The organism is Hymenobacter cellulosivorans (assembly GCF_022919135.1).
In the GTDB taxonomy this organism is placed as follows: Bacteria; Bacteroidota; Bacteroidia; order Cytophagales; family Hymenobacteraceae; genus Hymenobacter; species Hymenobacter cellulosivorans.
The window spans coordinates 1486459-1509336 of sequence record NZ_CP095049.1; the positions used below are offsets into that span (position 1 = coordinate 1486459).

A 22878-nucleotide genomic window follows, 5' to 3' on the forward strand; every position below is an offset into this window, starting at 1 on the left:
TATGGACTATTTCTGCTGCAGGGTCCAGCTGGCCTGCACCCGGGGGTGCTTTTCGTCGGGAGTGCGCAGAAAGACCAGTTCGGTGAGCTGTCCGGCGCTCCAGGTGTCAATCAGGTTTTCGTAGTAAGCCGAGCCGGGGTTGCCCGACTGTCCGCCGGGGTACACGCCGTAGGCCTTCACCTGCGGCCCCAGGGCTACCACCATCCGCCACGACGGGCCGTTGCGCTGGGAAGTAGCATTGACGATGCCAGCCCCGCCACCCACGTTCAAATCCATACGGCCGAAGCCGGGCAGCTGAGCTAGGTGCAAGATGTCGGTGCTTTTCTGGTTGGCCCAGCGCCAGTCGTTGCCCAGGGCGCCAAACTTGCGAGTGAGCGAGTCGGTGGCAAACTGCAGGGACTGGAGCGCCAGGGTTTCCAAAGTTTCCTTGGCCGGGGTGCGCCGGTCGTCAATCCAGCGGGACGTGGGCTCCTGCAGAATCAAGGTGTTGGTTCGGTCCCGGCTGGGGTTGCGCATTTCCAAGCCAGTAGCTTTCAACCCGAAATCATCGTCCCAGAGCCGCTTGACCAGATTGGCGTACCACAGCTCGAAAATGCTGGGCCCAATGGCATCGGCCTCGTAGAAGTAATTCCAACGGCTGAGCTCGTCATACACCCGCCGCTCAACCGCCGGCAGCTGCCCGGCATTGAGCAAGCCCAGCATTCGGGGCAGCATGAGCTGGGCGTTCAGGTTGAGGTTGTCGTTTTGGAGCAAGCGCAGGCTGTCGGGCGTTACGCGGGTCATGCTGGCCAGCCGCTCATTGATGCGGTGGCCTCGCTCGTAGCTGCCGTATTGCCAGTTGAGGTAGTAGGGATAGTCGGGGCCGGCTGAAAACTGGTTGGCGGAGCTCACGAAGCCCCGAGCGGGGTTTTTCACGTGCGGGTTCTGAGCCTGCGGAATCCAACCCTGCCAGTCGTAGGCCGGGTCGGTGCCGTCGAGAATGAACTTGCCCTGGTTGCGCCACTTCAGCGGGAACCGGCCGTTGGGCCAGATGGCAATATCGTTCTGGCTGCTGGCAAAGATGAAGTTCTGGGCCGGGGAGCCGTAGCTCGTCAAGGCGGCGGTGTAGTCCTGGTAGTTGTGGGCCCGGTTCAGCTTATAAAAGGCCAGGACTTCGTTGTCGGCGTCGTGGGCCGTCCAGCGCATGGCGTGCCGGGTGGGCGTTTCGGTCAGAAAGGTCTTCTCGTCCTTGTCGTACACGATGGGGCCGTGGTGGGTGTAGAGCACCGTGTCGTAGCGGTCGGGCTGGCCGCGCACCACAATGTGCTCCACCACCCGGCGCACCGGTTTCCAGCGTCCATCGTGCCAGTACTCGCGCTGCGTGGCGTCTTTGAACTTGAGCTGGTAAAAGTCCAGCACGTCGGCGGCCACGTTGGTCACGCCCCAGGCCACCTCATTGTTGAAGCCGATAATCACCGTTGGCGCACCCGGAATGGTGACGCCGTACACGTTGACGCCCGGCGCCGAGAGCTGCACCTGGTACCAGATGCTAGGCAGGTTCAGTTGCAAGTGCGGGTCGTTGGCCAGAATCGGGAAGCCCGAAGCTGACTTCTTGCCGTCCACGGCGAAGTTGTTGGAGCCCAACTCCGGGTCGGGTTCGTTGCGCTGTACCTTGTCCGACATGGCCGCCGTAAACGAAGGCGGAGTGGCCGGGGCAGACAGGGGCTTAAAATCCAGCGGCGTACCAACGGGCACGATCGGGTCTTCGCGCTGCGGATAATCGGGAAACAGGTCCTTGACCACCGCCGGGCCGTACTTGTTCAATACATTCGACAGGCGCATATCGTCGGAGCGGCCACTGAGGTCGAAGGCCATGTACTTGAGTAGCAACGAGCTTTTTATCGGCTCCCAGGGCTCAGGCGCGTAATCCAGCAGCTTGTACTCAAACGGGTAGTCGCGCGGGCTCAAGCTCTGGATGTAGGCATTGATACCGTCGGAGTAGGAGGTCAGCACCGTGCGGGTAGTGGGGTTGGCCAGCATGGCCGCCGTCGACTTCTCGGCCCCGAACTTGAGGCCCATGCGGCGAAAAAATCGGTCGGTTTCGAGCCGGGCCGGGCCCACTATTTCCGACAGCCGCCCGGCCGCTACATGGGTCACGAAATCCATCTGCCAGAGCCGGTCCTGGGCCGTGAGGTAGCCCTGGGCAAAGTACAGGTCGTGGTCGTTCTGGGCGAAAATATGAGGCACGCGCTTGTCGTCGAAGCGCACCTGCACCGGCTGCTGCAGGCCGGGCAGCGTCAAGGTCTGGGCCGTGGGAAAGCCGGCAGCAGGCTCGGCGTTGCGCCAGAAACCCTGAAATGGGCTCAGAAACTTGCCGAAGGGCGGAATGTCGCCGTGCTTGGTATTGAGCACCCAGGTCAGGGCCAGGGAAAGAGCAGTAGCTAAGAAGGCTTTAGTCCACTTCATAAGCCGGGTGGGCAGAGCGTCGGTGAAAATGAAAACTGGCCGCCGGAAGCATCCGGGCGGCCAGTATAATTACTAGTTAAAACTGATTATTGCGCGGCAGCTGCCGTTTTCGGGAAGAAAATCTGCAAGCCGACGGATACTCCCCAGTTATTGGTGCGGGCACCTTGCAACTGCGTGCTGTTGCGGAGGTAATAGGGCTGTACTTCCAAGGCCACCATGGGCGAGATGAAATAGTCGTAGCCCACGCTCACGGCCAGGGTACTGTAACTGCCTTTGCTTTTTCGCTCAAAGCTGTTCTGTAATTCATCAGTTGTGCGCGTCGAAAAACCAGTAATGCCGTACGAAGCCTGGCCAAAAAATTTGTGCTTATCAGCCTCCACGACGTAGTAGCGGGCAAAAGGCGCAACCCGGTACTCAAATGCTCTGGCTTTCGAACTGGGGAAGCCACCGTAGCGGAACGTAGAATACGCCAGATTCACCTCCGCTCCTAAGGCTAAGCGGTCCACGACGAAAAAGCCGACGGTGGGAGTAATGCCAATGGAAAATTGCTTGGAGTATCCGCCTCGGGAGGTGCTGTAGGAAAGTTGGGAAAGGCTAGTTCCCACCATCAGGCTGCCTTTCTCAGTTTGAGCAGAGGCTCCGGCTGCTGCGGCTAGTACTATGAAACCAGTAGCAAATAGGGTTTTCATGAAAAAAAGTAGAGTGAAACAGATAAAGTTCGATACAAACAACACACAAAAGGGCCACATATTGTGGCCCTTTTGTGTGTTCCAAGAGAATCGTACTGCCCGACGAATAGCCGAGCCGGTACTAGAGGTTTTCGGCCTGCCGAACTAAGCCCGCAATGCCTAGCTCTTTGAGGCGCAGCTTCACAGCTTCCGCCTCGGCCTTGTCGGCAAACTGGCCCACGATAACCCGGTTGTAGGGCTTACCATTCTGGGTGCTTTCAGCAATAGTCACGGTCAGTTTCTCGTCCAGGGCCTGAATCTTGGCCTGCACGTTCTGGGCGTTGCGTGGGTCGCCGAAGGTACCGGCCTGTACCACGAAGGTGGGAGCCGGAGCGGGCACTACGACTACGTCGGCCGCTTCAGTGGCACCGGCAATGATGTCGGTCAGGGTGGAAGCTTCCATGGTGGCAACGGAGTCGGTAGCCAGGGCAGCCAGGTTTTCGGGAGCGTCCGTCGGCCCCAGGGGCGTGTCGCTGGGTACTACCTCAGCCACGACCGATACGGCGCCGCGGCGCACGATGTCGAGCGGGCGGGCTGCTACCTCCGACAAGTCCAGAATCCGCTCGTGGCGGAAGGGGCCCCGGTCCGATACGCGTACTACTACCGATTTACCGTTGGTAGGGTTGGTTACGCGGAGCTTGGTGCCGAAAGGCAAAGTCTTGTGTGCGCAGGTATACTTAAAGCGGTCAAACCGTTCGCCGTTGCTGGTCCGGTGACCCTGATGCTCGCGTCCGTACCACGAGGCCCGGCCGCGCATCACTACGGAGCGGGAAGCCGAGGCCGAAGCCGGTTTTTCTTCTTCAAAGCGCGTAGCCCGAGCTGCTTGAGGGAGGGCCGTGAACAATGCAAAAAGCAGGGCCATCATCAAGCCGGAAACATGCAGTCGTGTCGGTATCAACTTCATTCGTTTACTGGTTGGTGAGCAGAACAAATCTAGAAGAGGTTTCCAAACTGCCTAGCTGATTCCAATGGTATTAGCCAAGCTGTAAGCTAGTAAATTGTCTTTTTTCTACAAAATTTGCATTTAATTAATTGTTGTGAAAGAGTGAAAATAGCCGATTGTGTTTCATTAAGCTGGATTTTGCACTATTAATGGAGGCTTGGCGAATACCGTTGGAAATAAGACTATGCGCCGGTAAAAAAATTTTGGCATTCACTGCCGAGCTATCTTCGGAGCCAGGTTGCAGATGTCGTGGAATTTTACTAAGGCTATAACCCGCCCGGCTGGCCGGTTTTGCCGTACTTTGCCCTATGGATTTTGGCCGTCTTTCCGACCTGCGCTACGTTGATTTTCGCCTCCCGCCCGACCACCCCGAAACGGCCGCCGTGCTTGCCCGGGCCCAGGCCGCCGGCCCGGTTTCGCCTCGTATATATATAGGGTGTCCTATCTGGACGAATAAGGCCTGGCTAGGCTCCTATTTTCCGGCTGGTATCAAGGACTCGGACTACCTGCACCACTACGCCCGGCAGTTCAACAGTATTGAGTTGAACACGACTCACTACCGGATTCCGGACGCGCCCACCGTGCGCAAGTGGCGCGACGCGGTGCCTAGTAGCTTCCGCTTCTGCCCCAAGCTGCCCCAGAGCATTAGTCACGACCGGGAACTATACAACGCCGACGAGCTAACGACCACTTTCTGCCGCTCTATCAGCGGGCTGGATGAACGCCTGGGTATGGCGTTTTTGCAGCTGCCGCCCACGTTTGGCCCCGAGCACCTGCCGCGGCTGGAGCGTTACCTGCTCGATTTCCCCGACTACGTACCTCTGGCCGTAGAGCTGCGCCATCCGGCCTGGTACACCAATGCCACCGTGCGCGACTCCGTGTTTGCCATGCTTGAAGCGCTGGGCAAAACCCTGGTGCTGACCGACGTGGCCGGCCGCCGCGACGTGCTGCACCAGCGCCTGACGACGCCCACGGCGTTTATTCGCTTCAACGGCCATGGCCTGATTGGCAGCGACTACGAGCGGGCCACGGCCTGGGCCGAGCGGATTGCGGGCTGGCTGCAGGCCGGGCTGCATACGGTGTATTTCTTTATTCACCAGAAAGACATCATGCACTCCCCGCTCTGGGCGCAGTTTTTCATTGAGAAGCTGCATGCCCTGACCGGCCTGGAGGTGGCACCACCCCGCATTATTCCGCAGCCTGTGCAGGGCAGCTTATTCTGAGCCGCCGTTGGCCGGAGTCGCGCTAGAATTCCTGGGAGAGGCCGCCGTCCGGACTTCGTGAATTAACGTACCTTGGCATAAGACGTCTGTTCTGCTGCCTTTACGCTGGTTTATGAAGCTTTGGAGTACTCTTCGCCGGTGGGCTGCCGGCCTGCTGGTATTGTCGTGTCTGCCCGCCGTCCCGGCGCGGGCGCAAGTAGAGGAATCAGAAGGGCACTGCCTGATGCTGCCCGTGGAGCCCGCCGAGCGGGCCCGGCAGTCGAGGCTGGTGGTGGAGGGCGAGGTGTTGGATGCCCGCAGCTTCTGGGATGCCAGTCACCGGCGCATCTTCACCGCCCACCAGATTCGGGTGTATAGTGTGCTCAAAGGAACGGCCCCTACCACGCTTACCCTCCTGACCGAAGGAGGCCAGGTAGAACTAGACGAGCAGCGCCTAACCAATACGCTCCAACTGCAGCCCGGCGAGCAGGGTGTGTTTTTTCTGCGCCCCGCCACTTTCGCCGGTACGGCCCCCGGCGGCGCCCTATGGACGCCCTACGCCAGTGCGCAGGGCTTTATTCGCTACGACCTCACCGATGCGTCGGCCACCGAGCCGTTTCGTCGCTACCCGCTTATCGGGGCCGGTTTCTACGCCGAGCTGACAGCGGCCCTCGGTCAGCCGCGGCGCGTGATGCAGCCCAACCCCACGCTGCGGCAGGCCCAGTTGCGGCGCAGTCAGCCCGTGGTGGCGGCCAAAGGCCAGGCCCCGGTAATCAGCACGCTGAGTCCAACCACGGTACCAGCCGGCATAGACGGTGTACTGACCATTAGCGGCTCGGGCTTTGAGGCGGTCCGGGGCGCGGGCAAAGTGGAGTTCCGCAATGCCGACGATGGGGGCGCATCTTTTGTGCAGCCTCAGCCTACCGATTACCTGAGCTGGACGGATACCCAGATTCGGGTGCGCGTGCCTTCCTACAGTACCACGGGAAATCCGGCGGGTACGGGCACGCTGCGGGTAACGACGGCCTCGGGCCTGCAGGTACAGAGCAGCACCACGCTGATCGTGCCCTATGCGCTTACCAACGTACAAGCCCAGAATAGCTCGACCATCGTGCGGCCCAACCACGTCAACCAGAATGGGGAAGGTGGCTACACGTTCCGGTTTGAGCCAAACTTCGTGAGCAACCAGCCCGCCGCGGCGGCCTTCGAACGGGCTTTGGTAACGGGCTGGCGCTGCCGAACCGGAATCAACTGGATCATTGGTGCCCCGCGTACCACCACTACCACCGGCTCCGACGGGGAGAATTCGGTGGGCTTCGACAAAGGCAACGAGCTGCCCGAACGGGTGCTGGGCCGCACAACCAGCTACTATAAGGGCTGTACCAATGGCAACGGCACCATCAGCTTTCAGGTCAGCGAAATCGACATGCAGTTTGATGATGGGGTAAGCTGGCAATACGGCTCCGGCCTGCCCAGCCTGACGCAGTTCGACTTCGAAACCGTGGTGCTGCATGAACTGGGCCACGCCCAGCAGCTCAACCACGTCATCACGGCCGCGGCCGTCATGTATTTTGGCGTAGGGCAGGGCCGTACCAACCGCACGCTGACGGCCAACGACCAGACCGGGGCCCGGCGAGTGCTGCGTACCCGCAGCTTTCCCGCGGCGGGCTGCGGTCCTTCGCCCATGCTGCCAGCTCCGCTGACCAAAGTCGCCGCGGCGGTTGTGAGTGGCTTGGGTGCGGAAGTAACCTGGACGACGCGGGCTGAGTGCCTAGTGAGCGGCTTCGTGGTAGAGCGGGCCGCCGATACCACGGCCTGGCAAGCCGTAGCTACCGTGGCCGCCGGCGCGGCCGGCAACAGCTACCGCGTCGTTGATGCCCAGCCGCTGCCGGGCCTGAGCTACTACCGCCTGCGGGTGCGCCGCCCCGATGGCAACCTCGACAACGTGGCCCCGCTCCTGGTGCAAGATGGCACCGGCAGCCGCGAGGCGCTCCAGATTTACCCCAACCCGGTGACCGGTAATCAGCTGCAATTCCTGTTTACGGGCACCGTAGAAAGCACATTATCCTTATTCATCTACGATGCTGTCGGGCGCCGCTACGTGCCCCAGGGCGTCACCAGCCGGGCCGGCACCAATTCGCTGTCTATCAATGTAGCCAGTCTGCGGCCGGGCTGGTACGTGCTGCGCTGGCGCGACCAGGGCGGCAACTCCGGCAGCGCCAACTTTGTGAAGCTCAACTAGCCGTGGGCCTTAGCGTTCCAGCAGCATAGCCCCGTAGGAGTAGCCACCACCAAACACGGTAACAACGACTCGTTCCCCGGCTTTGATCTGGTCCAGCTGCTCCGACAAGGCAATGGCGGCCCCGGCGCAGCCCGTATTGCCCAGCCGGTCGATGTTGGACACGGCACGCTCCTCGGGCAAGCCCAGAGTCTGGAGCACGTTGCGGGTGATGCGCAGGTTGGCCTGGTGCGGAATCAGCCAGTTCAGGTCGTCGGTGGTCAGGCGGTTGCGCTCCAGAATCTGCTGGGTTACGCGGGCCATGTACTGGCAGGCATGGATAAACACGTCTTTGCCGTAGGGCATGATGATGCCCTTGGCTACCGGCGTCAGGGTCACGGCCTCGTTGGCTTTGCCAATACCGCCGGCCCCGGCCGTAATCAAGTCCCGTACCAGCAAATCAGCAGGGGAGAGACGCTCCTTGCTGATGAGCAAGGCCGAAGCTCCGTCGCCCCAGAGGTGGCCCGCTACGGTGTCCTGCTCGTTGTTATAGGCCGTGTTGTGCTCCGATACTACTACCAGGGCGCGGCTGGCTTTGCCCATGGCAAAATAGCCTTCCACGATTTCAATGGCGTTGAGCAAGGAAGAGCAGGCCGATGAAATGCTGACCACCGGAATATCAGTCACGCCAATGGCACGCTGCACGGCGTGGGCCAGGGTAAAAATCGTGTCGTGGGGCGTGTACGTAGCCCCCACGATAAGGTCGACGGCGGCGGCCGGAAACAGCGGAGCGTCGGTCAGCACCCGCTCGGTGGCCTCAATGGCCATGGTGTTGGTGTTTTCGCCGGGGGCTGCTTTGCGCCGTTCCCGGATTCCCGTGCGTTCAATAATCCACTCGTGCGACAAGCCGTTGAGGCGGGTGAAATGCTCGTTGGTAATAACTTGGGCGGGCAGATAGGCCGCCACCTGATGAATGTACACGGGTGGAAAAAGAAACGTAGGAAGACAGGTGAAAGAGGCGGCAAGGTACGCTAAGCAGGGTGAAAAATGGACCATTTGCCCGGTGGGCGCGTACTTTGGCAAACCTCTGCGCGTTCAAACGCTTAATGGTCGACCTGAGTTTGTAGTAGTTCCCATAAAGATTATGACTTTTTTATCTGCCTTTCCGCGCTGCCTCGGTGGCGCAGCCCTGGTTACCGGTCTGTTGCTCGCTCCTGCGGCCCAGGCTCAGAAATACCGGACCGCAGCGGGCTTGCGCCTGGGAGCCGGCAACTACGGCATAACGGTACAGCAGAAAATCCTGGACAAGGTGACGCTGGAAGGCATTGGCATTGTGGGCAACCGTGAGTTTTCGGGTACGGTGCTGGCCGAGCGGCACTTCGGCATCCTGGGGCCCAGCCTCAACTATTACCTCGGAGCCGGCGGCCACCTCGGCAACCACAAAGACGACGGCGCATTCGGTGGCTTCGACGGCATCATCGGCGCCGAGTATAAGGTGGCCTTTGTCCCGGTGGTGCTGTCCTTCGATTTCAAGCCCAGCGTGGAGTTCAACTCCGCCGACTGGGCGCGGTTTCCCACGGCCTTTTCCGTGCGCTACGTGTTTGTGAAAGAAAAGAAAACCGGCCTCTTCGACGGTATTCTGGGTGGAGACAAGGACAAGAAGAAAGACAAGCCCAAGAAAAAGGCCAAGACCACCGAGCGCCGGGGCCTGTTCGACTTCTAGCCTACAGCAGCAGCACGCTGGCCAGCACCGAGAGCATCATACCAGCCATGAGTACCAGGCCGTAGCTAACCATCATGAGCAGCACTTTGGCCAGGGTTTTTCCTACTGGCTGGCCAAAGTTGTTGCGCAGGGCCAGGAAGAAATACACCGCCGGCAGCACCATCAGCACCAGGTCAAACGAGTCTTCGCTGCTGAACCGGGTTATGCCCAGGTTCAGGATAAACAGCACAAAGATGAAGCAGTGGAAGTGGATGGAAAAAATAAGGTGGGAAAGGTAGTACTGGCGCTGGCGCATGTATAATCCCTTGAGCAGTAGGGCGAACAGTGGCATCAGGAAAAACATCAGGATGGGCAGGTTCTTAAGCCACTTGCGCGTCAGGTCTTCAGGCGAAACGTTCAACGTGCGTACCGTTTGGCGCAGCACAGTCCGGCGCAGAAACGTCGGCTCCAGCTTCTTGCTCCGGATGGCCGAGTCGAGGCGGGCCGGCGTGGGGTCCTGACTAAGCTTGAGCAGCTCAGCCTGGTTAAAGGTCATGCCCATGCTCGCCGTGAGCGGACTGTCGCCGTCGGTAACCACAATCATACCCTGCCGTTCCGTGTTGCGGCGCACCGAATCGGCCGAGGCCCGCAGGCGGGCATCCTGAATTAGCTCCTTGGCCGGACGCGTGGAGCTAGGCTTGATGCTGATGGAAAGCAGAAAAAAGAAGACGAAGCTGATAAACACGTACAGCCGGATGGGCGGCACGTAGGGCATGCGGTGGCCCTGCAAAAACTGCTTGGTTAGCTCCCCGGGCTTGAACAAGAGCAGTTTAGCCGTGCGGAATACTTTGCTGTCGAAGTGGAAGATGCCTTCTAGAAACTCCTCCAGCACATGCCCGAAGGAGAGGCTGACTTCGTGGTTCTGCTGCCCGCACCGGGGACAGAATTCGTCGGGCTGCTCGGCCGAAAATGAGTAGCCGCAGTTGGCGCAGGCGGGCAGCTTAGAATGCGAATGGTCCATAAACAGATAGGGCCGCGCAACTGGCGGCATATAGGTCTTTACAAATAAACACCGGAGTTCTGGAATAGCCCAACGTCGGGTAGCAGCGTTTGCAACAAGCTCTGCCCTAAGCTCCATCCCATGTTGGACAAGACCGAGCCCAGCCAGAGCCTAAGCTCATGCTGGAATAATAGCATTGTTATATATATAAAAGTCAATACTGCTGGCTTTAAGGTGGCTGGGAAGTAGACTAACCGGAAAAATCGGGTACTCAAACCAGCTAACAGGATGCATAAAACCAATCGTTTATAATTTATTTAATCCAAATAAAAATTAAAAACTTGCAAATAATTACAAAATCAGTAGCTTTGGTAGGTAGCTCTTTTGTTGTACTATATAAAGCTAAAGTATGAACTTGTCAACTACTCTCATTCCTGCTTCTCGCTGGTGCTTGGGCATTGTGTTGCTGTTGACCCTGTTGCCGGGCAGGTCAGGCTGGGCGCAGTCGGCGGGGTGCTCGGGCACTGACCCCGGCGGGCAACCGGCCGCGGCCGGCCTGTATGCTGAGTTCTACCCCGGCTTCTTCAGCGACAACAATTCCTTCTTCACCGACAACGCCGCCCCGCCCCGGCTCACCCGCATTGAGCCCCAGGTCAACTTTGCCGATAACCTGAGTTTCGGCAATCTGAGCACCGTGGCTACCGGCCCCGTCGATGACCCCGATAACTTCACCCTGCGCCTGCGTGGCAGCATCAGTATTCCGACCACGGGCCAGTACACGTTCTACCTGACTTCTGACGACGCCTCTTTCCTGTGGCTCGACGGTGCTGCCGTAGCCTTGCCCGCCGATACCGCCGCAGCAACCATCAAAAACGGCGGCTACCACCCGCGGCAGGAAAAGGCCCAGACCGTGACGCTCACCTCCGGTGCCCACAGCCTGCTCATTCACTACGGCGAGGCTACCGGCGACAATATCCTCGTGCTCGAATACGAAGGCCCCGGTATTACGCGGCAGCCCGTACCAGCTAGCCTGTTTTGCACGGCCACCCAGCCGCCCCGCCCGCCCCAGGCCCTGGCCTATTTCCCAACCACGTTGCAGGCCTTCGTCGGGAGCACAAAGTCGTCGGCGGCCCCCACCGTAACCGACGGTGGCTCGGCCGTGACCAACTACGCCCTGATGGGCCCGAGCGTAGCCGGCATCGCCATTGAGCCCACGACCGGGGTGATTTCCATGGCTGCCAGCACGCCGCTGGGTACCTATAATGTGGCCGTAGCCGTGACGAATGCCAACGGTACCAGTACGTTTCGCAATGTGCTGACGGTAGACGTCATCGTGGGTACACCGCCCGGCTGCAACGGCCTCGACCCGGCCGGCAACAGTGCCACCTCGGGCCTGTACGCGGAGTATTACTCGGGCTATTTCAACAACTCAGTGAGCTTCTTCGGCGCTGCTGCCGGCTTGGCCCGTATTGAGCCCCTGGTAAATTTTGCGGCTGATGGCAGCTTCGGCGACCTGACCGGCGTGGCTGCGGCCGGCACCCCCACCGACCCCGACGAATTTAGCGCCCAGCTGCGCGGGAGTCTGCGCATTGCTACGCCGGGCTTCTATACCTTTTACCTGACCTCCGACGATGCGTCCTACCTCTGGCTCGATAACGCCGCCCTGGGTTCCCCGCTAAGCCTGTCCAACGTGACCATCGACAACGGCGGGCTGCACGCGCCCCAAACCCGGGCGGCCAACGTGTATCTGGCCGCGGGCCTGCACAACGTGCGCCTGCTGTATGGCGACGCCACGGGCGGCAGCACGCTGGTACTGGAATATGAAGGGCCGGGCGTAACGAGGCAGGTGGTGCCCACGGGTGTATTGTGTTCGGGTATTCAGCCGCTGCGGGACGTGGTTTCCAATCTGTCATACTCGCCCAAAATGGCGGCCCGGGTGGTAGGCACTACCGGCGTGTCGCCGCTGCCAGGGCTGACTTCCTCCAGCGCCGTTGCCGTCTTCGTTCTGGCTAATGCTGCCGCCTTGCCCGCTGGTATTACCATCGACGCCGACAATGGCCGGCTAGCCGTGGATGGCACCGTGCCGCTGGGTAGCTATAGCATTGATGTGGCCGTGACTAATGCCGCGGGCAACGCTACTTTCCAGGATGCCTTTGTCTTTACCGTGGCGCCGGCCCCGCCAGCGGGCTGCAACCAGAGTGCCCCTAATGGCAGTCCGCCCACGGCCGGGCTCTACGGGGAGTACTACACGGGCTATTTCGACGACGACCCGGCCTTTTTCGAAACGAACACGCCCCTCATTACGCGCCTGGAATCGGGGTTGAACTACGGCACTGACGACAGCTGGGGCAACGTATTGCCGCCCGCCGACAACACCCTGCTCGACCCGGACCATTACAGTGCCCGCTACCGGGGCAGCCTCGCCCTGCCCACAGCTGGTGAATACACGTTCTACCTGACTTCCGATGATGCCTCTTACCTGTGGCTGGATAATGCCGCCCGGGTTTCGCCGCCGCGGCTGCCCCAGGCCGCCATCAACAACGGCGGCCGCCACGGGCCTACCACGCAGTCGGTGACGCTGACGCTGGCCGCCGGCCTGCACGACTTCGTGGTGTTGTTCGGGGAGGATACCGGGGCCAACCGGCTGGTGCTGGAATACGAAGGGCCCGGCATAGCCCGACAAGTGGTGCCCGGCGGCAATACCTGCACCGCTGCCACTGGCGTACCCTTGCCCGTACAGCTGGTCCGCTTTGAGGCCACGGCTGCCGGCGGCTCCGTAACCGTTGATTGGGCCTCGGCTCAGGAAGTCAATAGCCTAAAGTATGTGGTGGAACGTTCCCGCAATGGGGTGGTCTTTGAGCTAGTGGAAAGCCGCCCGGCCATCGGCAGCAGCAGCCAGCTGCAGCGGTACCGGCTCACTGACCGGGCCCCGCTGCCCGGCCTGAGCTACTACCGGCTGCGCCAGGTTGACAAAGACGGCAAAGAGTCTGTTTCGCCCGTTGCGGTGGTGCAGGTAACGAAGCCTAATGCGCTAACCGCGGCTGTCTTTCCCAACCCGAACCACGGCAGCTTTGCGGTGCGGGTGCAGCAAACGACCGCCGAACCTGCCCGGCTGGAGCTGGTAAACCTGCAGGGGCAAGTGGTGTACCGGCAGCAGCTGCCGGCCGCCGCCATTGCCGAATACGACCTGCGCATACCTGGCCTGGCTACGGGCCTGTATCAGCTGCGGCTGACGGCAGCTACCGGCGTGGTTACGCAGAAGGTCGTAATCGAATAACAACGCCTCACTTACAGCAAAAGGCCGGTTCTCATGGAGAGCAACCGGTCTTTTGTTGTACGTAGGCGAGTGGCTTTAGCCCCGCCGGACCCGCCCGCTGCCCAGGGTTTTGCTGTTGATAGTTGGGTTGCCGGTCACGACCACGTTGCCCGAGCCACGCAGGCTAGCATCGAGGCTGCCGGTTACGTTCAAATGGCAGTTGCCCGAGCCGCTGATACTGACCTTGCCGCTCTCGGAGCGTAGGTCGTTGGCCTTGACCGAGCCCGAGCCGTTGATGTCAACGAAGTGCGTAGGGCTGGTGCCGGCCGCGCTGATAGTGCCCGAACCCGAAACACTGGAGTGCAGTTCGGTAGCTTGCAAGGTGCTAACCTCCAGTCGCCCCGAGCCGCTGACCGCCAGCTGCAGCTTGCTGGCTTGAATGCTGCCCGCACGCAGTGTGCCCGAGCCATTTACGGTCAAACTGTTGATAGTCGGTACGGTGATGTACACCGTTATCTTGCCGAAAGTAGGGTTTTTGAGTCCTGGCGTGGTGCCAATCCGTAGCTTGCTATTGCTCACGGTCGTTTCCAGGCGGCTTAGGTCTTCGGGGGAGCCTTCCACTTCCACTTTTTGCGGGCTGCCTTGGGTAACAATTACCGTAGCTGAGTTAGCCAAACTGATTTCGGTAAAGGCTGCTACTTCTCGTACTTCCCGGCCGGCGGCCCGGGCCGGCACTACGTGAAATAAAACGGCAACGGCGACTAATAAGCCCGATAATAAGCGGCGAAACGTTTTCATTGGCATTGATTGCGGGGTGAAATAGTAGGTATGATTGGCAAGATGCACCGAGCACGGTAGTCGTTGCCTGCGCCGGGTAGAGAGCAGGCCGACGTTGGGGAAAGGTAGCAGAGAGTTGACGTAAAATTTCCACCTTTAGGACCTTCCTTTTTTGCTACTAGGCCACTATGCACCCGCACGAAGAACTGCTACACCGTTTCTACCAGGGCTTTCAGCGCCGCGACCATGCGGCTATGGCTGCCTGCTACCACCCCGAAGCCACCTTCGACGATGCTGCCTTTTCTCTGCGGGGTGCTGATATCGGGCTGATGTGGCGCATGCTCATCGAGCGTGGTAAGGATATGCAGCTGACCTACAACCATCTGCAGGCTGACGAAAACGGGGGGCGGGCCGTGTGGGATGCCTACTACTCTTTCTCTCAAACCAAGCGGCGCGTGCACAACCACATCAACGCCCGCTTCACCTTCAAGGATGGCAAAATCCTGACGCACCACGACCATTTCAACTTCTGGCGTTGGAGTCGGCAGGCCCTGGGGCCCATCGGCTGGCTGCTGGGCTGGACGCCTTTTTTGCAGCAGAAAGTGCGGAAGTCGGCTGCCGAAGGACTAGCGCAGTTCAAAGCCTCCCGAGGGGTTTAGAGTTTGTTATTGCGTGGGCCGAAGCCATCCGTCCTCTGGAATGTGCTGAGTTCTCCTAATGTGAAAAGCCCTTTACCGCGCGAGCAGTAAAGGGCTTTTCTGGTAAAAGAACGTTTGTTACTAGCAGAGGACGGATTGCTTCGGGCTGCTCGCAAGGACTGGTAAACCCCAATAGCTCGGGAACCCTACCAGATTTTCACCCGGGCGCTGTCGGGGCGCCAAAGCTTCTGGCCTTCCTTTACCTGGAAGGCTTCGTAGAACTCGGGCACGTCGGCGAAGGGGCCGTTAACGCGGTACTGGGCGGGGGAGTGCACGTCGGTGAGGATGCGCTGGGCCAATACCTCGTTGCGCTGGTGGTTTTGCCAGCCCAGGGCATAACCCAGGAAATAACGCTGGGTGGGCGTCAGGCCGCCGATTTTCTCGCCTTTCTTATACTGCTCGGTCTTTTTGAAAGCATCGAAGGCAATGACGATGCCGCCCAGGTCGGCAATGTTCTCGCCGGCCGTAGCCTTGCCGTTGATGTGTAAGGAGTCCAGTACGGTGTAGCCGTTGAACTGGCGCACGATGCCGTTGACGCGCTGCTGGAAGGCGGCCCGGTCCTTTTTGCTCCACCAGTTGCGCAGGTTGCCTTTTTCATCAAACTGGCTGCCTTCGTCGTCGAAGCCGTGGGTGAGCTCGTGGCCGATGGTGCTGGCCCCGGCGTAGCCGTAGATAATGGCGTCGTCGGCGTTTTTATCCTCGAGGCCGGGAATGGCGAAGATGGCGGCCGGCAACACGATTTCGTTATTGCTGGGGTTGTAGTAGGCGTTGTAGGTCTGGGGCGTCATGTCCCACTCGGTACGGTCCACGGGCTTGCCCAGCTTGTTGATATTGTAACGGTACTGCCACTCATTGGCGCGCATCACGTTGGCCAGGTAAGAGTCGCGCTTGATTTCCAGGGTCGAATAGTCGCGCCACTTGTCGGGGTAGCCTACCTTGGGCGTAATCTTGGTGAGCTTCACTAGAGCTTTCTGCTTGGTTGAGTCGCTCATCCAGTCCAGGGCCTGAATATGCTCCCGGAAGGAGGCCACCACGTTTTCCGTGATTTTGGCGTAGCGCTCCTTGGTTTCGGGCGTGAAGTACTCTTTCACGAACAGCTGGCCCAGGATTTCACCCATGCCGCTTTCCTCTTCGTCGAGCACCCGTTTCCAGCGGGCCCGCTGCTGCTTGCTGCCTTGCAAAACTGTGCCGTAAAAGCGGAAATGCTCGTCGTCGATGGGGCGGCTGAGCTGGCCGGCAAAAGCATTGACCAAGTGCCACTGCAAGTACGCCTGCCACTGCTCCAGCGGCACCGATTTGAGCAGCTGCCCGGCTTTCTGGTAAAACTCGGGCTGGCCGACAATCACCGTATCGGTCTTGAGCTCCATCTGGGCCAGCCAGGGTTTCCAGTCGAGGCCGGGCGTGATTTTGCCCAGGTCGGCTACGCTGCGCTTGTTGTAGTTGGCGTACGGGTCGCGCAAATCTTCCAGCTTGCGCGAGGAGCCGGCCAGCTGGGTTTCGAGCTGCATGATCTGAGCGGCATGGCGCTGGGCCGTGACGGAGTCCTGGCCAGTGAGCTGCAGCATACGGGCCACGTGGCGCACGTACTCCTTGCGGATATTGCTGGTGCGGGTATCCTTGTTGAAGTAATAGTCGCGGTTGGGCAGGCCAAGGCCGGCCTGATACAGGTGCAGGGCCATTTTGTCGCTGTTCTTGGCGTCCTGCCCTACGTAAAGGCCGATGAGGGAATTCACTCCCAGTACCTTGTGGCGGGCCACCACGCTCTGCACATCGGCCACCGACTTGATGGCGGCAATCCGGTTCAGTTCGGGCTTCAGAGGCGCAATGCCTTGCTTGTCGATAGTCACGGAGTCGAGGCCGGTGGCCCAGAAGTCCCCGATTTTCTGCTGACTCGTACCGGCCGTGGCGTTGGCCTTGGCGGCTTCCTCGTTGAGGGCGCGCAGGCGGGCGTACACCTCGTTCTGCACTTCCTTGCCGATGCCCCAGGAGCTTTCGGAGGCCGGAATGGGGTGCTTTTTGAGCCAGCCGCCGTTGGCGTAGGTGAAAAAGTCGTCGCCGGGGCGCACGGTGGTGTCGAGGTTGGCTTGCAATAGGTCGGGCTGGCCAGTGCTGCCAGAGTTGGCGCCGGAGTTACAACCGGCCAAGGCCAGACCCAGCAAGGGAGCCGCCAGCCGCCAGGGCCGGAGCAAGGAAAAAGAGCGCATAGGGGAAGGGTGAGTAAAGAAAGAATAGGGAAAGCAATATACTGCGCCGCCCGCACTCCTGCGCCGGTAAGTTCTCATCTTTCGGGCTTCAGAGTCAGGCAGTGGGGCGCTACCGGCCACGGGCCGCAAGTTGGCCCTTGGCAGTAGCCGGTATAAGGGTCGCGCCGGGTAGGGGGGAGGTTGCTCAACGGGAACGTCAGCGGGCCGTATTTGCTGGGTAACCCTTGCGCCCGGATCGGTTCCTATGGTCCCGTTCCGGCAATTTGCCTTGTGTATGCTCAAACTGCTCCTGCTCAACTTTGCCCTGGCCGCGTACCTCACCGGCGTTATCTGGATGGTACAGCTCGTGCATTACCCAGGCTTTGCCCAGGTATCAGCGGCGGGCTTCGGGGCGTTTCATCAGGCCCACCTGCGGCGCATGGGCTGGGTGGTCATGGGCCCGATGGTGGCTGAGCTGCTGCTGAGCGGCTGGCTGGCCTGGAGTGGGCAGGCACTGGGGCCGGCCGTGTGGTGGAGCCTGGCGCTGGTCATCGTTATCTGGCTGGTGACCTTTTTTATTTCGGTGCCGTTTCATAACCGCCTAGCCCAGGACGGCTACAACTACATTACCATCGACGGGCTGGTGCGCACCAACTGGCTGCGGACCCTGGCCTGGACGATTCGGGCCGTGGTGCTGGGCGCGTTGCTCTGGCAGCAGCTGTAGCCCGCTGTCATTCTTCTACCTTTGCCGTTATTCCCGCCGTTTCTGCCCCATGCTTCCTCCCGTCGCCGCCTTTTTGCCCGAACTCCAGTTTCAGACCAGCCGCAGCAGCGGGCCGGGCGGGCAGAACGTGAACAAGGTCGAGTCCAGGGTCGAGCTGCGCTACCATATCAGTGGCTCCCAGTTGCTCACCGACGAGCAAAAGCAGACCCTGCTGGAAAAGCTGGCCTCCAAGCTTACCACCGAGGGCGAATTGCTGCTCTCGGCCCAGGAAGACCGGAGCCAGCTACGCAACAAGGAAATCGTGGTGCAGAAGTTCTACGAAACCCTGCGCAAAGCTCTGCACAAGCCCAAGGCTCGTAAGGCGACCAAGCCCAGCAAGGGTGCCGTGCGGGCCCGTCTCGAGTCCAAGAAAAAGCACAGCGAAAAGAAAGCCGGCCGCGGCAAGCTGGACTTCTAATTTCTAGTTTAAATCAAGGCCGAAGAGCACGCCGAACCAGGGCTTGCGCTGGTAGAGCCACTGGCTGCCATCGGGACCCAGGAGCTGGTCGAAGCCCACGGCCAGACCCAGGTTGAAAATGCGCGCGTCGTAGATGGTAGCTGCCCCGGCGTGAACCACGAAGCCTTCGTACTCAACGCCGGTGCCGGTCTGACGCAGCACGTCGGCACTGACGGCCGTGGAGCCTAGGCCGGTAAACAAACCGTAGCCCAAACCCACCGTTCGAATCTGGGGAACGTGGTGCCCATCAAGCAGCTGCCGGCCGTTGACGTGGTAGAAGTCGAGGCGGCGACCGAAGTACAACGCTGCGTTGAAGTTGGTATTGAGCTGTACCGGCACCGGACCCTGGGCGGGCGGGCCTTGAAGGGAATCGTAAACACGTCGAGGTCGAACTTGCGCTGCACCAGGATGACGTGCCGGCCGCGGCGCACGGCGTAGCTAAAGCGGTGCGGCCCGACGTCGGTCTTGGATTGGGCAAAAAACCGGAGCGAGTCCTGGTTTTGCTCCACGTACAGCGCCCGGTCAGCGCCCACGGCGGTGGTCAGAGCTGGGTCGTTGGTTCGCAAGAACTGATAGTCGCCGGGCTCCAGGGTGGGCACCCGCCCCACGGCGGCACAACCCGCCACGAGCCCGCCCATACCGGCCAGCAAGCCGCCGTGCAGCAGCCGGATCAGCAGCGGGCGGCGCAACTTGTAACCCAACATGTAGTGATGCAAAGCCATACCGGCCGCGAGTAAAAGAAGAAAGAAACCTACCGAGAGGCCGCGAAGCTACGCCGGGTTCGTCAAATCCAGCCTTTGCGCTTAAACCACCAGTAGATACCCACCGAAATCAGCAGCATAGCCCCTATGGCACCGGGGTAGCCAAGCTGCCAAGTCAGCTCGGGCATGTACTGAAAGTTCATGCCATAGACCCCGGCAATAAAGGTCAGGGGCAGGAAAAAGGCCGAAAACACGGTCAGCACCCGCATCGTCTCGTTGGTGCGCTGCGAGGCCAACGACAAATACAGGTTCACCAGGTTGGTAGCCCCGTTGTCGAGCTGCTGGTAGAGCGTTTCTACTTTCACCAGCAAATCCTGGGTGTCTTGCAGCAGGATGGCGTCGGCTTCATTGAGCTCATGACCCGCCGCGGCCCGCAGACTTTGGCGGCGCAGCATGGTCAGAATGTCGCGGGTGAGGAGCAGCAGCTGCCGGGCCGCGGAGGCTTTGCGCTTCAGAAAATACAAACCCTGCAAAGCATCGGGCACTTCACGCTTGAGAAAGATTTCTGCCTCGTAGGCATCGAGCTGCCGGGTCAAAACCAGGGCGGGCTGCACGTAGCTGTTCAGGGCGTAGCGCACCAGGTGAATGGCCACTTCCACCGGCGAGTTGCATTCCCCGCCGGGCGTGCGGGCCACGCTTTTCAGCTCATTCAGCACCGGGTGGGGCCGCCGGTGTACCGTAATGAGGTAGTCGGGCGTGTAGAAAATGGCAATTTTGGTGCTCAGCTCCTGAATGGTATCCGCCTGCGGGTTGTCGGGCACGCTGAACACGCGTAGTATCACGAAGTTCAGCCCGTGCGTGGCTTCGAACTTGGGCAGGTGCGTTGGTTCTAGGCAGTCGATTACCAGCGAATCGGGCAGGTCGTATTGAGCTGCCACGGCCTGCAGTTCAGCCACGGTAGGGCCAGTTAGGTCGAGCCAGCCGAAGTGGCAATCCTGCCGGGTGAGAAGATCTTCCGTCATAAGCTAGAGGGCATAAAAAAAGCAGCTGCCCGCTCCGGGCCCGGAGCGGGCGGCTGCCCCCTTCATACGGCTGCCGCTTAGAGCAAGGTGCCGCGCAGCACCATCGTTGCCACCGAGAAGTAGATAATCAGCCCGGTCACGTCTACCAGCGTTGCCACGAAAGGGGCGGACGAGGTGGCCGGATCCAGGCCCACGCGCTTGAGCAACATCGGCAGCATAGCGCCCGATAAGGCCCCCCACAGCACGATGCCCAACAGGGAAAAGCCCACTGTCACGGCAATCAGCAGCCAGTAGGGGCCAAAGTAGCCGGGGTCAATGTAGTTGGCCCAGAGAATGATGCGCAGCGAGCCGACTACGCCCAGAATACTGCCTAGTAGCAGGCCCGAAATGATTTCGCGCCGCATCACCTGCCACCAGTCCGAAAGCGTGAATTCGCCCAGACTCATGGCCCGGATGATAAGGGAAGTGGCCTGGGAGCCGGCATTGCCGCCGGCCGAAATGATGAGCGGAATAAATAAGCCCAGCACGGCGGCCTTCTGCAAGTCGTCCTCGAAGTGGTGCATGGCCGAAGTGGTCAGCATCTCGCCGATGAGCAGAATCACGAGCCAGCCGGCCCGCTTCTTCACCATGCTCCAGATGGACGTCGCCAGGTAGGGCTCGTCCAGGGCCTCCGAGCCCCCGAGTTTCTGAATGTCCTCGGTGTCTTCCTCTTCCCGGATATCGAGAATGTCGTCAATCGTGACGATGCCGAACAGTACGCCCTCGTCGTTGACCACGGGCAGCGCCACCCGGTCGTTTTTGCGGAACACGTCGATGGCCGCTTCCTGGTCCTGCATGGCGTTCAGGCTCACGTAGCGGCGGTCCATGAGCTCACTCACGCGCTTGTCGGGGTCGGCCAGCAGAAACTCCCGGATGCGGATGTCGTCGATGAGCACGCCGCGGTTATCGGTTACGTAGAGCATACTCAGGGTTTCCGACTGACCGCCGTGGCGGCGGATGTAGTCGAGCACCTGCTGCACGGTCCAGTTTTCGCGAATAGCAATGTAGTCGGGCGTCATCAGGCGGCCTACCGAGTACTCGGGGTAGCCCAGCAGCTCCAGCGTCACCTTGCGCTCGGGCTCCGACAAAGTCTGGATCAGCTCCTTTACGAAGTCGTCGGGCAGAAACTCCAACAGGGCCGTCCGGTCATCGGGCGACATCTCGTTGAGAATGTCCGAAATCTTGTCCTGGGAAAGGTTGGCCAGAAAGTGGCGCTGAATGTCCAGGTCCAGGTATTCAAATACCTCGGTGGCCAGCTTGAGCGGCAGCAGCCGGAACACGATAAGCTGCTCCCGCTCCTCCTCATTCTCAATCAGCTCGACCAGCTCCGAGGGTTCAAATGACTTGAGAGCTTCCTTTAATTTAAAAAACTCGCCCTCCTGAATCAGGGACGTAATCTGGTCAGTAGTTGGATGCTGATTCATGGAATAAGTCAGGAGGGAGGTGCTTCGCTAGGCAGCAGATTGAGTGAATAATTCGGCGCGCAAAAGTAGGCCAAAAAAATGGGCCGGCCGCGCCGGTTTCCGTCATTTTTCCTAACCCCAAACACCCCGCCGCAATTCCCAAGCTGCCCGCTAACGGTTGGATTTATCCGCGGTAAGCGCCGCCGTAGCTGCTGCCCAGCCTGGTGCGGCTGGCTACGCTTGCACGGGCGCCCGGCCGGCCTCCAGGGCCCCCTACGGGGCTGTCAAGCGGAATTATAAGCCGGGTCGGCGCCAAAAAATGCGGCGTGGTAAAGTTCGCGGCCTCAGCCAACTAGGCCGCCCCAGCGCGGTTCGGCGAAAGTCCCGAGCTCAACGGTCGTAACTCCGGGCCTTACCCGCCGTTGGGATTTTAATATCCCCTGTACATTTGAACCCGTTAGCCCTGCTCGTTATGCCCCAGTCATCTGCGTCACCCCTCGGAACGCTCGTTGCCCTCGGTGGCGGCGACGATGATGCCCTGCTGGCCCTGCTCGTCGATATGCTAGCTGACCCCGAGGCCTCCATCCTGATCCTGGCCATGGCCGCCAGCGACGCTACGGCTACGGCCCACAACTATGCCAAAGCCCTGCGCGAGCTAGGCGCCACCAACGTGTGCCATGTCAAAATTGATGAGCGCCACTCCGCCGACAAGCCCGCTTACCTGCGCCGGCTCAAGGAAGCTCGCCTGGTATTCTTCACCGGCGGCGACCAGGAGATGATAACTGAATTTTTGCGCGACACCGAATTTTTGCGCGAGCTTACCCACCGCTACCACACCCAGGATGGCTTTATCGTGGCCGGTACCAGTGCTGGCGCTTCCGTGATGCCCGAGCACATGCTCGTGTCGGGCTACGGCTGGCGGGCCCTACGCAAGGGCGGAATCCGCACCGACCACGGCCTGGGCTTGCTCAGCAACGTGCTGATTGATCAGCACTTTGTGGAGCGTGGCCGCTTCGGACGGCTGGCGCACGCCATGCTCACGCACTCCATGTGCCTGGGGCTGGGGCTGGCCGAGGAAACCGGAATTATTATCCGGCACGGGCAGGAAGCCGAGGTGTTTGGCGACGGCGTCGTGATGGTTGTTGATGGCAAACACATGCACGGCAACAACCTGGGCCGTATCGGCCGCGGGGAGCCCGTGGCCGCGCAGGATTTTCGGGTGCACCTGCTCGTAAGCGGACAGCGGCTTAACTTGAAGACCCGACAAGTAGTGAACCAAGAATAATAGCTGCATTTTTGAGACGTTTTACTGCCAATTCGCCGGTAGTAGAAATAGTCGGC

Annotated in this window: 19 protein-coding genes; 8 read left to right on the plus strand and 11 right to left on the minus strand. The window is 60.3% G+C overall.

All coding sequences use genetic code 11. From position 1 onward, the window contains the following. Nucleotides 1–6: 6 nt before the first annotated feature. The 3 genes from MUN80_RS06405 to MUN80_RS06415 all read right to left on the minus strand — a co-directional run bounded on the left by MUN80_RS06405 (nt 7) and on the right by MUN80_RS06415 (nt 4038). Complete coding sequence (locus tag MUN80_RS06405; protein ID WP_244721163.1) at nt 7–2445, minus strand: penicillin acylase family protein; 2439 nt, start codon at nt 2443–2445, stop codon at nt 7–9. An 86-nt stretch (nt 2446–2531) separates the two neighbouring features. Next, on the minus strand, nt 2532–3134 hold the full coding sequence (locus tag MUN80_RS06410; protein ID WP_244721165.1) for an outer membrane beta-barrel protein: 603 nt from the start codon (nt 3132–3134) through the stop codon (nt 2532–2534). 121 nt (nt 3135–3255) lie between these two features. Further along, nucleotides 3256–4038, minus strand: coding sequence for a septal ring lytic transglycosylase RlpA family protein (locus MUN80_RS06415; protein WP_244721167.1), 783 nt, complete (start codon nt 4036–4038; stop codon nt 3256–3258). A gap of 386 nt (nt 4039–4424) precedes the next feature. Between MUN80_RS06415 and MUN80_RS06420 the strand changes: the two genes are divergently transcribed. Both MUN80_RS06420 and MUN80_RS06425 read left to right on the plus strand, forming a co-directional pair. Then, nucleotides 4425–5339, plus strand: coding sequence for a DUF72 domain-containing protein (locus tag MUN80_RS06420; RefSeq protein WP_244721169.1), 915 nt, complete (start codon nt 4425–4427; stop codon nt 5337–5339). Nucleotides 5340–5451: 112 nt separating this feature from the next. Further along, the gene (locus MUN80_RS06425; protein WP_244721189.1) at nt 5452–7560 is read left to right on the plus strand and encodes a T9SS type A sorting domain-containing protein; all 2109 of its coding nucleotides are present in this window, start codon (nt 5452–5454) and stop codon (nt 7558–7560) included. A 9-nt stretch (nt 7561–7569) separates the two neighbouring features. Here MUN80_RS06425 and MUN80_RS06430 read toward each other — a convergent pair whose 3' ends face one another. Then, a complete protein-coding gene (locus tag MUN80_RS06430) occupies nt 7570–8517 on the minus strand; it encodes a 3-oxoacyl-ACP synthase III family protein (RefSeq protein WP_244721192.1) in 948 nt (315 codons plus the stop codon). A gap of 163 nt (nt 8518–8680) precedes the next feature. Here MUN80_RS06430 and MUN80_RS06435 point away from each other — a divergent pair, with 163 nt between their 5' ends. Further along, nucleotides 8681–9259 carry a hypothetical protein gene (locus MUN80_RS06435; protein WP_244721196.1) on the plus strand — a complete coding sequence of 193 codons (579 nt, stop codon included), beginning with the start codon at nt 8681–8683 and terminating at the stop codon, nt 9257–9259. A 1-nt stretch (nt 9260) separates the two neighbouring features. Here MUN80_RS06435 and MUN80_RS06440 read toward each other — a convergent pair whose 3' ends face one another. Beyond that, entirely contained in the window at nt 9261–10259 is a 999-nt protein-coding gene (locus tag MUN80_RS06440; protein ID WP_244721198.1) for a DUF3667 domain-containing protein, read from the minus strand. A gap of 439 nt (nt 10260–10698) precedes the next feature. Between MUN80_RS06440 and MUN80_RS06445 the strand changes: the two genes are divergently transcribed. Further along, nucleotides 10699–13515, plus strand: a complete 2817-nt coding sequence (locus MUN80_RS06445) for a PA14 domain-containing protein (protein WP_244724842.1) — start codon at nt 10699–10701, stop codon at nt 13513–13515. A 75-nt stretch (nt 13516–13590) separates the two neighbouring features. Here MUN80_RS06445 and MUN80_RS06450 read toward each other — a convergent pair whose 3' ends face one another. Beyond that, the gene (locus MUN80_RS06450; RefSeq protein ID WP_244721201.1) at nt 13591–14292 is read right to left on the minus strand and encodes a head GIN domain-containing protein; all 702 of its coding nucleotides are present in this window, start codon (nt 14290–14292) and stop codon (nt 13591–13593) included. A gap of 167 nt (nt 14293–14459) precedes the next feature. On the opposite strand from MUN80_RS06450, the gene MUN80_RS06455 reads away from it, so the two are divergent. Further along, a complete protein-coding gene (locus MUN80_RS06455; RefSeq protein WP_244721203.1) occupies nt 14460–14930 on the plus strand; it encodes a nuclear transport factor 2 family protein in 471 nt (156 codons plus the stop codon). A gap of 185 nt (nt 14931–15115) precedes the next feature. Here the strand turns inward: MUN80_RS06455 and MUN80_RS06460 are convergent, their stop codons facing one another. Further along, entirely contained in the window at nt 15116–17173 is a 2058-nt protein-coding gene (locus MUN80_RS06460; protein ID WP_244721206.1) for a M13 family metallopeptidase, read from the minus strand. Between the two features lie 274 nt (nt 17174–17447). Here MUN80_RS06460 and MUN80_RS06465 point away from each other — a divergent pair, with 274 nt between their 5' ends. Both MUN80_RS06465 and arfB read left to right on the plus strand, forming a co-directional pair. Beyond that, nucleotides 17448–17876: a hypothetical protein gene (locus tag MUN80_RS06465; RefSeq protein WP_244721209.1), complete on the plus strand. Its 429-nt coding sequence runs from the start codon at nt 17448–17450 to the stop codon at nt 17874–17876. Between the two features lie 49 nt (nt 17877–17925). After that, nucleotides 17926–18333 carry an alternative ribosome rescue aminoacyl-tRNA hydrolase ArfB gene (arfB, locus tag MUN80_RS06470; protein ID WP_244721211.1) on the plus strand — a complete coding sequence of 136 codons (408 nt, stop codon included), beginning with the start codon at nt 17926–17928 and terminating at the stop codon, nt 18331–18333. A 3-nt stretch (nt 18334–18336) separates the two neighbouring features. Here the strand turns inward: arfB and MUN80_RS06475 are convergent, their stop codons facing one another. From MUN80_RS06475 to mgtE, 4 genes are all read right to left on the minus strand, one after another. Further along, nucleotides 18337–18573, minus strand: coding sequence for a hypothetical protein (locus MUN80_RS06475; protein WP_244721214.1), 237 nt, complete (start codon nt 18571–18573; stop codon nt 18337–18339). Beyond that, nucleotides 18558–19094 carry a hypothetical protein gene (locus tag MUN80_RS06480; protein ID WP_244721217.1) on the minus strand — a complete coding sequence of 179 codons (537 nt, stop codon included), beginning with the start codon at nt 19092–19094 and terminating at the stop codon, nt 18558–18560. Before MUN80_RS06480 ends, MUN80_RS06475 begins: the two co-directional genes overlap by 16 nt. A 62-nt stretch (nt 19095–19156) precedes the next feature. Further along, on the minus strand, nt 19157–20095 hold the full coding sequence (locus tag MUN80_RS06485; RefSeq protein WP_244721219.1) for a magnesium transporter CorA family protein: 939 nt from the start codon (nt 20093–20095) through the stop codon (nt 19157–19159). Nucleotides 20096–20172: 77 nt separating this feature from the next. Continuing rightward, the gene (mgtE, locus tag MUN80_RS06490; RefSeq protein WP_244721221.1) at nt 20173–21558 is read right to left on the minus strand and encodes a magnesium transporter; all 1386 of its coding nucleotides are present in this window, start codon (nt 21556–21558) and stop codon (nt 20173–20175) included. 451 nt (nt 21559–22009) lie between these two features. Here mgtE and MUN80_RS06495 point away from each other — a divergent pair, with 451 nt between their 5' ends. After that, nucleotides 22010–22822, plus strand: coding sequence for a cyanophycinase (locus MUN80_RS06495; RefSeq protein ID WP_244721223.1), 813 nt, complete (start codon nt 22010–22012; stop codon nt 22820–22822). The last annotated feature ends 56 nt before the right edge of the window (nt 22823–22878 follow it).